Here is a 12875-nt window from a genome sequence, read left to right as displayed (position 1 = left end):
GAAGTACAGGAGAACCATCCAAATGAGAACATCCATGCCATCAGAAAAGTCCGTCATCTTCCTCCTGGCAGCCGTGGCGATGGAGGAAACAAAGACAACATATGAAAGGAGAATATATCAATTCAAAAACTGGAAAGAAAAGAATAAAATAACAGTGGAAGTACAGAGAAAGGAAAGATGAATTACACACTTTTAAGGACACTACCTTTTATTCTGTTGGTTGGACTTTCCATAAATATTATATGATTGTTTGCAAATATAGTAAATATTATTGAATGAAGAACTAAAAAAAGAGGAGATATTTTCTCCTCCTTCAAAAGTCTTATATCTGCAATTTTATTTGCCTTTCTTGTGTTACAGATTTTTCTGTACCAGCTCTATTCTCTATAGATTCTCAGCTATTTTATTAGGATTACGAAGACCGGTATTGGCTATATATAGCCCACAACGTATCCGAAAATCCCCATCCACAGTCCGTGGCATTGAGCATGCGTTCTATCCGTTCGTTGTAGTTGGGCAGTAGTCCGTGAAGGGAAATGAACTCCATCGCTTTTTCAAAGTTGTTCTCCAAAGTAACATAATACTGTTCCCACATATCACCAAAAGTCATTGTATATTCGCAGCCTTGCTCTATGTAAAAGAGCATCAAGTCGGCTAAGCATTCTGGTGCAGGTTTCAGTTTCTTAAATTCAGAGATAGCCTTGCGACATGTAGCGAACGATGGCTTTTCAGAAAAGCCACGCGCAGGGAAAAACTCATTTTGTATTATCTTCTTGTATTTCTCCACCTCGGCATAACTGTCGGGCGTAAGATAAAACTCCAAGTAGGTCTTTGCTTCCTTGCTTGCATCGTAAAGGCTCATTATCAGATTAATGACATTCTCCTTTGGTAATGTTTCCAACTTCTTTCTTAACTTTGCTTTTGACATAATTTGAATGCATTTATTTCTCCTATAAATATCCTTTTATCACTTCAGCCCCAATTAGCTGATTCAGCTTTGGTCCGATAATTTCATTGGAAAATATGAATCAAGAAAATACAGGTATATTGAGAAAGCATCTATTGATGCTGCTTTCTGGCGAAACTTATCTGATTGGATAAAATATTTTTCATCAATCCAGATTACTTGATTATCTTTCAAGTCAAATTCTTGTAAGTTGTAACTCTTAATCAACTCCTCAAAAGTAGATCGGCTGAAGACTTCCTCTTTAAATAGATTTCTTTCAGAAAAGTTTATTTCATAGATAAATACACTGTTAATCAATTGTTGAGGATTCAAGTGTCCATCCCATATTTTCAGAAATTCTGCTATATCTTCAATTTCTTGATAGACATCATTTGGCTCTGGATTGAATAAATCTATAGCTTTTTGTCCATCTTCTGATTTTTTATAATAGGTCCATAATGTTTTATTCATAACCTTGAGTTTGATATAAACCTTGCAAATATAATGATTTTTGCTAAAGCAGGCAAGAAAAGAATATAAAGAAATGAGGACATGTCAATTGACATGTCCTCATTTCTTTATATGCAAATAATTGGGTAAAGGTTGTCAAAATCAAACCGACCAAGGGGGACGGCTTGAGTTTATCGAGCTCTCCGTTCAATAGTAGGATAAGCCCTACCGCCTAAATTTTACTTCACTTCCTCAAAGTCTGCATCTTGGATAGTGTCGTCCTGCTTTGGCTGCTCTTGTTGAGCCTGCTGACCAGCGTCCGCACCCGGCTGTGGACCAGCTTGGCTGTACATCTGCTGAGAAGCTGCCTGCATGACGGTGTTGAGGTTGTTGATGGCGGTGTCGATAGCTGCTACGTCGGCTGCCTTGTGAGCATCCTTGAGCTGCTGCAATGCGCTCTCGACGCCCGACTTCTGGTCTGCCGGAATCTTGTCGCCATTATCCTTAAGAAAGTTCTCCGTGGTGAAAATCATGGAGTCGGCTTGATTGAGCTTGTCAATCTTCTCGCGCTCTGCCTTGTCGGCTGCTGCGTTCTGTTCTGCCTCTGCCTTCATACGGTTGATTTCCTCTTCACTCAAACCGCTGGATGCTTCGATGCGGATGCTCTGCTCTTTGCCTGTTGCCTTGTCTTTGGCAGATACGTTGAGAATACCGTTGGCATCGATGTCGAATGTTACTTCAATCTGTGGCACACCACGACGAGCCGGGGCGATACCTGTGAGGTTGAACTGACCAATTGACTTGTTCTGTGCTGCCATCGGGCGTTCTCCCTGAAGTACATGGATGGTTACTTCAGTCTGGTTGTCGGCTGCTGTTGAGAACACTTCGCTCTTCTTGCAAGGAATGGTGGAGTTGGCATCGATGAGCTTTGTCATCACACCACCCATTGTCTCAATACCGAGTGTTAGCGGAGTAACGTCGAGTAATACGATGTCGCCCACGCCGCTCTCCTTATTAAGGATAGCACCTTGAATAGCAGCACCTACGGCTACTACCTCGTCTGGGTTCACTCCCTTTGAAGGTTCCTTGCCAAAATAGTTCTTCACCAATGTCTGTACGGCCGGAATACGGCTTGAACCACCTACGAGGATCACTTCGTCGATATCCGATGTAGAGAGCTTTGCATCGCGGATAGCGTTCTGACAAGGCACAAGACAAGCCTGAATAAGGCTGTGTGCCAACTGTTCGAACTGTGCACGTGTCAAACTCTTCACCAAGTGCTTTGGCACTCCGCCTTCGGCGGTGATATAAGGCAGATTGATTTCGGTTGTTGTGGTGCTTGAAAGCTCTATCTTTGCTTTCTCTGCAGCTTCCTTCAGACGCTGCATTGCCATCGGGTCTTTGCGGAGGTCGATACCTTCGTCGGCCTTAAATCCGTCAGCAAGCCAGTCGATGATAACTTGATCAAAGTCGTCGCCGCCTAAGTGCGTATCACCATTGGTAGAGAGTACTTCGAACACACCACCGCCAAATTCGAGGATGGAGATATCGAACGTACCGCCACCGAGGTCGAATACGGCAATCTTCATGTCCTTGTTTGCCTTATCCACACCGTAAGCCAACGCTGCGGCCGTAGGCTCGTTCACAATACGCTGTACATTGAGACCTGCAATCTGTCCAGCCTCTTTGGTAGCCTGACGCTGTGAGTCGGAGAAGTAAGCAGGCACGGTGATGACTGCATCTGTAACTTCTTGTCCGAGATAATCCTCTGCTGTTTTCTTCATCTTCTGAAGCACCATTGCAGAGATTTCCTGCGGAGTATATTTACGGTCGTCAATCTGCACGCGTGGGTAGCCACCCTCGTTTACCACCTTGAAAGGAACGCGTTCTGCCTCTTTTGAGCACTGTTCGTAGGTTTCACCCATGAAGCGTTTGATAGAATAAACCGTCTTTTGTGGATTGGTAATGGCCTGACGCTTTGCAGGATCACCAATTTTACGCTCGCCACCTTCCACGAAACCAATGATGGACGGTGTGGTGCGTTTTCCTTCGCTGTTAGCAATTACTACTGGCTCATTGCCTTCAAATACTGAAACACATGAGTTTGTAGTTCCTAAGTCGATACCAATAATCTTTCCCATAATCGTATAAATTTTTATTTTGTTGTTGTCAATGTTTAGGTGATGAGCCGCTTTATTAACTCATCACGGGTCTTTCGACCTGCTCTTCTAATAACAAACGCTGTGCCGAGGCTTCGCAAACAATATAATTATGACAAGTTGTCACATCATGGCAGTACGGTATCCCTCTATGATAATCAATCCATAAGCTCCATGCGGTCAATGAGTGTTCGGAGTTAAAGTTGGATTGAACGCTTAATCTCAAAACGGTTGTTAAAAACCATTTTGGTTCTTTTTTTTATGCCCGTCATTAGAAATACTCAATTATATAGGTTTGTTATTCAGTAGTTTACTAACTAAAAACCATACGTTATGATCCATGGCAACGCCTGTCTGTCGGGGCAAGACAAAAGACAAGCAGATTCTTTATTTACTCGGGGCGTTGAAGATGCAAAAATCCTTCCCGGCGATATGGGAAAAGTTCAACAGTGTCCTAAATTTTCTTTATTCATCCATCCAAAGCTTAGCTTTTGTTTTCCAAAAGGTAAGCTTTTGCAATGCAAAAGGTCATGTATTGGAGTGCAAAAGCTAAGCTTTTAAATCGCGATTAATATTGTTCTGATTATCAATAGAATACAAAACGTTTCCCTACTATGATTTTTGTAACATAATTTCGTGTTAATGATTGGGTCAAATGTGCACTATCAAGCGTTTGTTTGCCATCAACCGAATACGAATTGGCATCAAGCGGAAGTTGGTACTATTCGGTATTGGAACAAAATACGCAAAGTATCATGACCTGATGCAACCTTGCGTGAGGTTTCCACAAAATCATTCAAGACACTGTTGGGAAAAGATAAAAGAAGTTCTCACTGCCATACAATACTGAAAATCCTAATGACCAATTTGGTTTTACATCAAAAGATGAGGCTCGCTATGTGTTGGGGATGGCGTAAAACTTCGCAACCGATTGCCGAACGGTGAGCTTTCAGGTGGCAAGAAGTCGGCTGCCACAACGCAAAAGGTCAGCCTTCATCCTGCGAAAGCTGACCTTTTTATTAACGTGATATATCATTTATCACACGATTACAACACCAAGAGCAAGAAAGCTGATTGTCTGCTTCTTTTTTCTTTCACGGCATCGGCAATCGTTCCCTCTGACCACACGATTACCAAATCTGTGCGCGCCGCTTCTTCGGAATGAAGAGGTTGTCGCCTTTCTTGATGTTGAATGCTGCGTACCAACCATCGATGTGGGGCAATGCCGCATTGACGCGGGCCTCATGCGGAGAGTGTGGATCGACGTTCAATAGATATTCCGTATATTCCGGACGTGCATTGCCTGCCCAAACGCGAGCCCACGAAAGGAAGAAACGTTGTTCGGGCGTAAATCCGTCCATGGTCTTCAGCGGTTTTTTCTTCATGCTGTTTTGGAAAGCTCTGAAAGCGATGTTCAGTCCGCCATTGTCGCCGATGTTCTCGCCCAACGTGAGTTTACCGTTCACGAACTTCCCCGGAAGGATTTCCACTTTACTGAAATAATCCTCCAATACCTTTGTGCGAGCTTCGTAGTTCTTCTTGTCGGCATCTGTCCACCAGTTGCGTTGGTTTCCGGTCTTGTCGAACTGTGATCCCTGATCGTCGAAGCCGTGGCTCATCTCATGTCCTATCACAGCCCCTATGCCACCATAGTTCACTGCGTCGTCCGCATTCGGGTCGAAGAACGGCGGTTGCAGGATGGCAGCTGGGAAGCAAATCTCGTTTGTCGTAGGATTGTAGTAAGCGTTGATGGTCTGTGGTGTCATGCCCCACTCTGTTTTATCCACCGGTTTGTTCACCTTGCGGTTGATGTAGTCCATCGTCATAAACTCGCTTACGTTCTGCAGGTTCTCATAGAGCGAGAGGTTGTCGTCGATTTGAAGACCGCTATAATCCTTCCACTTGTCGGGATAGCCTATCTTCACGATGAAATTGTTGAGTTTGTCCTGTGCCTGCGTTTTTGTCTCGGCACTCATCCATGTTAGTTCATTGATGCGCTGTCCGAGAGCCTCTTGCAAGTTTCTTACCAATTCCACCATGCGTTGTTTGCTACTTTCCGGGAAAAACTTCTCCACATAGAGCTTGCCCACGGCTTCACCGAAGACGTTGCTAACCATACTGACGGCACGTTTCCAGCGTGGGCGGTCTTGTTGCACTCCATTCAGCACGCTGCTGAACTTGAATGCCTCGGCGCGGAAAGCATCGCTCAGCTGACTTGACGCGTTGGTGATGACGTTCACCTCGGCGTAGGCTTTGAGGTCGTCCAACGGTGTTTCTGCCAATATTTTCTCCACCTCGCGGATGGGCTCCGGCTGTCCAAGATCCACTTCGGCAAACATTGGGAATCCGTTTTGCAGGAACACGTTTCCCCAGTCAATGCCCGGGAAATCAGTGATGAGCTGCGTGTAAGACATTTTGTGATAGTTGGCGTTGATGTCTCTTAGTTTCACTTTGTCGTAGCTTGCTTTGGCAATTCGCGTCTCGATTGCCAATACAGCCTGCATCTTTCGCTCCGCCGTGGCATCATCGTTACCGACCATTTTCAATAGATTCTTCAAGTAGGTCTTGTACGCTTCCCTCACTTTCACGGTTTGCTCATCGTTTTTCAGGTAGTAATCCCGAGTTCCCAATCCAAGCCCTCCTTGTTCGATGGAAACGATGTTCATATCGGCATTGCGCAGGTCTGCCCCCACTCCGATACCGAACATCATGGTTGTTCCGCCCATGCGGTCGATTTGCGATGTTACGGTTTGATATTCTCTAACGTTTCTGATGGCGGCAACCTTTTCGAGCGTTGGTTTGATGGGTTCGTAACCTTCCTTGTTCAGCCTTGCGCTGTCCATCATCAGGTTGTAAAGACTGCCGAGCTTTTGTTCCAGCGACCCTTTTTTTTGGGGCTTGTTGGCAAAATCGAGAATCAGGTTCTGAATGCGCACTTGATTCTGTTCGTACAAGTCGGTGAAAGCTCCATTGCTTGTGTGTTCTGCATCTAAGGGATTCTTCTTCAACCATCCGCCTGCTGCATAGTGGTAGAAGTCGGTTCCTGGCTTCACACTGAGGTCCATGTTGGCTTTGTCTATGCCTGAGGAAAGGTTCTGCGCGCCTGCCGAAAGTGTTGCCAGCATCATCGCTGCAAGTAATGTTTTCTTTTTCATTTGTGTTTTATTAATATTTGTATCTGTTAGATTATGTAATATCGAGGAAACGGACGGTCAGCTGAATGTTGAGGAAGCAATTTGAGTGTTGGTGCTTGCAAAATGCCCTGTCATGTCAGTCGTATTCGGGTGTTGTCCGTGTTGATTTTCTTAGCAAGTGCAATTTTAAGAAGTTTTTTTGTACTATGCAAGTTTTATCGACAATTATTTGTTGAAAGCATGGTCGAACAGCGTAGGAGTTGAATTGACAGCGGCTGATCGTGCCTTGGCTTATTCAAACGAGAATCCCCACGGGCGAATCGACTTTCATCGCTCGTCCGTGGAGACTAAAGTGGGGTTACATTCCTACACCAACTCCTACACCACCCATCTGGTTGTCGTCCTTCTTTTCTTGGAAGTCGTTGGTGATGTTGCTCTGGTGCTGACGGAACTGTTTCTTGGTGTTACCAAATTTCCATGTTACCGTCAATCCAACCTGTCGGAGTGGGAAAGCAATGCGCGTGAATTGCTCAAAGTCTTTGGAATGACTGTAATGGTGGAAGCGCATCTTGTCGCGTAGAGGAGTGAAGAACATGACAGACACGTCGAGCTTATCCTTCAGGAAACTCTTGGAAACCGTTGTGGTGAACATGCTGAAACTATTACCATAGCCCTGCAGATTGAGGCGCTTTGTCATTCCGCCCGTGAAGACACTCCACTTGATATCGAGAGGAAGCGTCTGCTGCAAGCCGAGAAAGCCCATTGCCTGCCACCCATAATGCTTTTCTCCAAGCATAGAGGCGCGCATGTCGCCATAGTCGAAGCCTCCGTTGAAAATAAGCCTTGTCTTAGGCGTTACCGCATAGTTCATGAAGGAACTGACATTGGTCCAGCGGTTGCGGACGATGTTTCCGTAAGTGGTGTTGAGGATTCCATTGTCCATAAATGAGAATTGCTCAATCTGATTGTCGGCAAAGTTCTCACCGATGGTGAGGTTCACCATGAACTTCGGAGTAAAGGCATTGAACACAAGACTGACGTTATGACTCGTCTCCACACTCAAGTCAGGATTACCGTAGGTCAACATCGTGGCGTTGGAACGGTCAATGTAGGGGTTCAGATAAGTGATGCCCGGACGCGAGATGCGCATGGCATAGTTGATACCTATGTTGATGGTCGGCGTAATGTTGTAAGTGAAGCTCGCAGATGGGACAAGATTACCATATTGCTTCTTGAAATCGCTGCCGGGACCTACGATAAAATTAACTTTCTCCCATGTATATTCGTATCGTGCGCCCATCTTGGTTCCGAATTTGCCATACTTGAGCGAATATTCGATGTAGGCAGCAAGAATGCTTTGTGTGTTTTTGTACTCCACACTGTTCTTTTTGTTGTAGATTTGCTCGTCGCCAACAAGGTCGTAGAATTTTGAATCAGATGTGTTTCGGCGGTTAATATACTTCATACCGGCATTGAGCGTCTGGTCCTTTGCCACCGGCGTGGTGTAGTCGGCTTGGAGCGTGTGCTCTGTTCCTCGTGTGTTGGCCTCAGAGTAGAGATCCTTCAGTGGGAAAGGAATGCCCGACGGCAAGGCGTCGTAAACCCTTCGATTCTCGTTTGTTCCCGGCGATGTGTTGAAGAGATAACTTAATGTAACGTTACTGGTGCGTGCCTTGTTGAGGAAACGCTGGTAGTCAACACTTCCATTGAACGACTTGTTGCCGTTGTTCATCACCATATCGTTTCCGTAGGAGAAGCCTGAGCCGTAAAGACCTCCGCTGAATGTGTTGGTTGTGTGCCCGCTGTTGTCCATACTGAAACCGGTCATGCCCAAAGATGCCCCGATGTTGCTCATCGAGTCAAGCTCGTAACCAAGACTTATATTACCCATCATGAACGGAATGGCAGTCTTGCCCTTGGTAGAGTTGGTCATCTTCGATCCATCGGCAGACGTCCGTTCTATCGTTGTTTCAATATCTTTCGTCTGTTTGCGGTCGTACATCAGGTTGGCGCTGTAGGTCAGCTTTCCCTGTTGTCCGCTAAGGAACGTGGAACCTCTCCATCCGTAATTCGTTCCTGTCAGACTGATATTCCCATTGTAACCGTTCATATTCTTTTGCTGCTGTCCCGCCTCGCGGTTCATCACGATATTCAGCACGCCTCCTACTCCTTCGGCATCGTACTTTGCTCCGGGGTTGGTCACAACCTCAATGGATTTCACCGAAGAGGCAGGCATGGCCTTGAAAATCTGCGACGGATTGGCAGAGAACATTACGTTTGGCTTTCCATCTACATAGACTTTGAATGATCCCTGACCATTCACGGTGATGTTGTCCTGCCCATCTACCGTCACCATCGGTACTTTCCGCAGCATATCGAGCACGGTATTGGCCTTCGAATCGACATCGCCCTGCACGTCGTAGGTCATCTTGTCGGTCTCCATTTTTACCAAAGGCTTCTGCGCTACCACCTCGACGCCCTTCAGTTGTTTGACATCGTCCTGAATGAACAGTGAATCAAGGTGGAGGGTTTCCCCGTCCTTTCCAAGTTCAATCCTGCGTATCAGTTCCTTGCGACCCATGGCATTGAATGTGATCAGGTAATGACCTTGTCCCTTAACCTTCTGCGAGAACTTTCCATTGTCGTCGGTAACGAACATTACCACCGGCTTTTCGGTGTTTCCTTTCTTGAAGATTCTCACTGTGGCATAAGGTTCTCCTTCATGTGTGAGCGAGTCGATGAGCTCGCCTGTAATGGTTGTTGTCTGTGCATTGAGACCGATTGCGACGGCCGAAAGCACCACTGTCAGTAATGACTTGATTAATTTCATTTTTTGTTTCTGTATTTATGACCACAACTTCTCTTTCCGGTCAGTAGATGACATCTTTAAGAGAGTGCTGCGTTTCTGTATTTATTCCATTGTTTATCCACTTCCTCGACACTGATTTCCAGAAGTTCCATCTGCCGAAACAGTTCGGGAAGCATCTCGTTCATAAACTCTTTCTTGCGTTGGGTGAGAATCTGCTTTTGCGCATCTGGCGAAACGAAATAGCCCAGTCCACGCTTATTGTAGATTATCTCCTCGCGTGCCAACAGCTCGTAAGCCTTCACTGCGGTATTAGTGTTCACCTCCAGCGTAACGGCATACTCTCTGACCGATGGTATTCGGTCGTCGGCCTTGTATAGTCCAGCTATTATCTCGTCGCAGAGGCGGTCTGCCATCTGTTCGTAGATTGCTTTATTATTATTGAAATTCATAAGCATTAGGAGTATTGTGCCTTTCCTTCCCCTCCGCTTACGTGGAGGGAGAAGGTTGAAAAAGGCTTAGATGTTAATCCATTTGTTGTTGATTGCCTGCAGGCGACAATAGATGCGATAGGCGAAATAGTAACTCGACGCAGTGATTGCGACACAGAATAGTGCTTGCGCCCATTTGGGAAACTCGTTGGGAACCACTACCACATAATCCGTATAGGTATAGACCAGATAACAGAAACCTACGAAGATGCCCATCAGTGTAAAGGTGATGGCAATGAAAGTCAGTCCTGTCTTCAACCATGCCACCTTGCGGAAGAACATTCCTCCGACCACGAATATGGAATTGGCAGCTATAAAGCTGAGCAACCGTAATGGGAGTGAATTGTCAGCTTCGTTGAACCTTTGTATCGCCTGATCCATATTTTTGAATAGCAGCATCAGCATCGACGCATGAGAGCCTTTGTGGATAAGCATATTGACACCTTGTTGCAACAGGTCGCCAACAACGAATGCAGCTGCCACAACCAGCATCACGACGAATGTCGCTCCGATGAATCGTGCCACAAACTTCTCAAGATTGGAGGCCGGCAAAGTCAGTTCACTGATTTTGTCTTGTTTGTTTCTCAAATCGCTGATAATGGCTGAACCGCAGAGCATAGCTACTATCACAATGGCACTATAACAGAACGAAGATGACCAAATGAGAAAGTCTGTCATTTCCTCGACGCTCAGTTTATCCCGGTGGAAAGGATTGAAGCTGGCAATTACCGCCAAGGCAAAGAACAAAACAGCTGTAAGAAACAGATTGAAGTATGTTTTTTTTCTCACTAACAGCAGACGGCAAAATACCTGTCCGAAGCGTTTTATATTGAAATTTTCCATTGTTTTTATAAGTTTATGAGTTTGCAAATTAGTGGGTTCAGGTTGAGGGAGTTGCACTGTGTCAGCTCCTCTTGCCCACGTTGCCTGTTATTTTCCTCGTGTTGTATTGTTGTTTACCGATGCATTGCCATTGATATTGATGTGCGGTTCGACGCGAATAGTTCCGGAGAGGTTTATCGATGCGTTGCCGTTGATTGTTGCTTCAGCTTCGCCGGCATCCTTGAAGACGGCATTGAGGTCGGCATTACCATCAATAACGATATTTGTTTTCTCAACGTTCAGGTTTTGCAACGAGGAAGAAGCATTGCCCTCTATCCTCACATCGAAGAATTTTGCCTGTAAGCCGGCCACGTCAATATCCGCATTTGATGCTACCAAGACTCTGACACTGTCGCCACGCATTGGCTTATCGATAGTAATATCAGCATTACCCTCCAATGTTATCTTGCGAAGTGAGGGCATCGTAATGTACACTCGGGGATAATAATCTGTACCATTCAGAATGCCGAAAGTGATTTCATGGACATCGGAGCTTTGCTTATTGCCTCGGCTAATGTGGAGAACACCATCTTCAACTTCTATCTTGGCAAGTGAGATGATTTTCTCACGTCCTTCAATTCTGACAGCGAAACTATCGCCGGGGATGATGTTTACCGTAGCGTTGCCATCCACAAGGAGGTCTTTGAACGGTGCGACCTTCACTTCTCTCTTCACCATCTTGCCCTTTTCCTCCTTCTTACGGATACTGCACGAGGTGAGAACAGTAGCGCAGACAGCAGCCACGAGCAACAATTTTGTTGTAAAAGAATATATCTGTTTCATTGTTTTTACTTTATTTAAGTGTCCGATAATTTATTTTTCAATCACTGTTTTTCACACCTCTGCCCTATCCAACTTGCCCAATATCGCAGCATTGAACAGCAATTCAAGGTTGATGGGTGTCTCCGGACTGCCGCTCTTGCGACGTGCCATGACGGCATTGCCTTGCAATGAAGGCTCGGCATAAAGCACGCTGTCGTCCATTTGGTCGGCATTGCGGTAAGAGAACTCATATTTCTCGGCGATTTCCTCGGTCGCTGAGTTAAGCAACAGTTCCGAATTGTTCAGAATGAGCACATGGTCGAGGAGCTGCTCGACGTCGTGTACCTGATGCGTGGAGATGATGAGCGAGGAGTCTTCGGGCAAATTGCCGGCCACCACCTTGCGAAACAAGGCTTTCGACGGAATGTCGAGACCGTTGGTTGGCTCGTCCATCAACAGCAACTGGCAGCAGGAAGCCATGGCAACGCTCATGTAAATCTTCTTTTTCTGTCCCATCGACAGCTCCTTGAAGTTTGCATCTAATGGCATTTCGAAGTCCGTCAGGCACTTGTTAAGAACCTCCACGCTGAAGCGAGGATAAAAATTCTGATGAATTTTCACATACTGCTTCAGCGTAAGGTTCGGAAGATTATACTCTTCTGGCACTACATACAGTTCGCGCAGCATCTCAGGATGGCGTTTCTTGGTTTCCATACCATCGATATTAACGGATCCCTTCTTCGGACGGAGCAGACCGGAAATCAGATAAAGCAATGTACTCTTTCCCGTTCCGTTCTTGCCCAACAGACCGTAGATGCGCTTTTGGTTCAGCGTTAGATTCAAGCCGTCAAACACCTTGTGCTTGCTGCCCGGATAGTTGAACGATAAATTCTTAATCTCAATCATAGCTTTGTATATTTATGTTTTGTTGTTTGCTTACTTGTTATAGTGTTCTACTTTAATAGAACACTGCAAAGATATATCATTAAAACATAACTTCCAAACTTTTGAGCAATTTTTTTTGGAAAATTTTACTTTCATAGCTGAATAACCGCATGTCGCACCTCATTCACCTTATTATATATAGACAGGTTTCGCAATTCCACTCTTCCCCATTCAACCCAATTCGGCGATTAGATCCTTTGCGGATGGTGTTCTATGTCGGTCAGACGTCTGTCGTTTCTTCAAATACATGGCAAGTGCTGCAGTGGAAGGACGGCAGGAAAGAAAAGCGTTAATCCCAAA

General features: G+C 45.5%; 10 protein-coding genes and 1 pseudogene. 2 read left to right on the top strand and 9 right to left on the bottom strand.

What is annotated here, in order from left to right; all coding sequences use genetic code 11:
* Positions 1-181: pseudogene (locus ETF27_RS09290) on the top strand (IS256 family transposase); the annotation flags it as partial.
* A gap of 231 nt (positions 182-412) precedes the next feature.
* Here the strand turns inward: ETF27_RS09290 and ETF27_RS09285 are convergent.
* From ETF27_RS09285 to dnaK, 3 genes are all read right to left on the bottom strand, one after another.
* A complete protein-coding gene (locus tag ETF27_RS09285; RefSeq protein ID WP_147785739.1) occupies positions 413-928 on the bottom strand; it encodes a DUF6155 family protein in 516 nt (171 codons plus the stop codon).
* A 63-nt stretch (positions 929-991) separates the two neighbouring features.
* Positions 992-1417: a hypothetical protein gene (locus ETF27_RS09280; RefSeq protein WP_147785738.1), complete on the bottom strand. Its 426-nt coding sequence runs from the start codon at positions 1415-1417 to the stop codon at positions 992-994.
* 218 nt (positions 1418-1635) lie between these two features.
* The gene (dnaK, locus tag ETF27_RS09275) at positions 1636-3537 is read right to left on the bottom strand and encodes a molecular chaperone DnaK (protein ID WP_130828366.1); all 1902 of its coding nucleotides are present in this window, start codon (positions 3535-3537) and stop codon (positions 1636-1638) included.
* Between the two features lie 949 nt (positions 3538-4486).
* Here dnaK and ETF27_RS09270 point away from each other — a divergent pair.
* Entirely contained in the window at positions 4487-4720 is a 234-nt protein-coding gene (locus ETF27_RS09270; protein WP_130828363.1) for a hypothetical protein, read from the top strand.
* On the opposite strand, the gene ETF27_RS09265 is transcribed toward ETF27_RS09270, so the two are convergent.
* The 6 genes from ETF27_RS09265 to ETF27_RS09240 form a co-directional block, all read right to left on the bottom strand.
* Positions 4686-6710 carry a M13 family metallopeptidase gene (locus ETF27_RS09265; RefSeq protein WP_130828362.1) on the bottom strand — a complete coding sequence of 675 codons (2025 nt, stop codon included), beginning with the start codon at positions 6708-6710 and terminating at the stop codon, positions 4686-4688. The two genes, ETF27_RS09270 and ETF27_RS09265, sit on opposite strands and share 35 nt — an antisense overlap.
* A 337-nt stretch (positions 6711-7047) precedes the next feature.
* Positions 7048-9519, bottom strand: a complete 2472-nt coding sequence (locus tag ETF27_RS09260) for an outer membrane beta-barrel family protein (protein ID WP_147785737.1) — start codon at positions 9517-9519, stop codon at positions 7048-7050.
* A 56-nt stretch (positions 9520-9575) separates the two neighbouring features.
* The gene (locus tag ETF27_RS09255; protein ID WP_060941245.1) at positions 9576-9947 is read right to left on the bottom strand and encodes a GntR family transcriptional regulator; all 372 of its coding nucleotides are present in this window, start codon (positions 9945-9947) and stop codon (positions 9576-9578) included.
* A 66-nt stretch (positions 9948-10013) separates the two neighbouring features.
* Complete coding sequence (locus ETF27_RS09250; protein ID WP_147785736.1) at positions 10014-10829, bottom strand: hypothetical protein; 816 nt, start codon at positions 10827-10829, stop codon at positions 10014-10016.
* A gap of 87 nt (positions 10830-10916) precedes the next feature.
* Positions 10917-11651: a GIN domain-containing protein gene (locus ETF27_RS09245; protein ID WP_147785735.1), complete on the bottom strand. Its 735-nt coding sequence runs from the start codon at positions 11649-11651 to the stop codon at positions 10917-10919.
* Positions 11652-11702: 51 nt separating this feature from the next.
* Positions 11703-12536 (bottom strand): ABC transporter ATP-binding protein, encoded by an 834-nt coding sequence (locus tag ETF27_RS09240; protein ID WP_025875182.1) that lies wholly within the window; start codon positions 12534-12536, stop codon positions 11703-11705.
* Positions 12537-12875: the final 339 nt, after the last annotated feature.

Origin of the sequence: Prevotella brunnea (assembly GCF_008016795.1) — a bacterium.
GTDB classification, from domain to species: Bacteria; Bacteroidota; Bacteroidia; order Bacteroidales; family Bacteroidaceae; genus Prevotella; species Prevotella brunnea.
This window is presented reverse-complemented; position numbering and strand designations above follow the sequence as displayed.

Bases quoted from the DNA above. Each gene is read 5' to 3' on its own strand.
- ETF27_RS09285 (WP_147785739.1), bottom strand. From the start codon at position 928: ATGTCAAAAGCAAAGTTAAGAAAGAAGTTGGAAACATTACCAAAGGAG.
- ETF27_RS09280 (WP_147785738.1), bottom strand. From the start codon at position 1,417: ATGAATAAAACATTATGGACCTATTATAAAAAATCAGAAGATGGACAA.
- dnaK (WP_130828366.1), bottom strand. From the start codon at position 3,537: ATGGGAAAGATTATTGGTATCGACTTAGGAACTACAAACTCATGTGTT.
- ETF27_RS09265 (WP_130828362.1), bottom strand. From the start codon at position 6,710: ATGAAAAAGAAAACATTACTTGCAGCGATGATGCTGGCAACACTTTCG.
- ETF27_RS09260 (WP_147785737.1), bottom strand. From the start codon at position 9,519: ATGAAATTAATCAAGTCATTACTGACAGTGGTGCTTTCGGCCGTCGCA.
- ETF27_RS09255 (WP_060941245.1), bottom strand. From the start codon at position 9,947: ATGAATTTCAATAATAATAAAGCAATCTACGAACAGATGGCAGACCGC.
- ETF27_RS09250 (WP_147785736.1), bottom strand. From the start codon at position 10,829: ATGGAAAATTTCAATATAAAACGCTTCGGACAGGTATTTTGCCGTCTG.
- ETF27_RS09245 (WP_147785735.1), bottom strand. From the start codon at position 11,651: ATGAAACAGATATATTCTTTTACAACAAAATTGTTGCTCGTGGCTGCT.
- ETF27_RS09240 (WP_025875182.1), bottom strand. From the start codon at position 12,536: ATGATTGAGATTAAGAATTTATCGTTCAACTATCCGGGCAGCAAGCAC.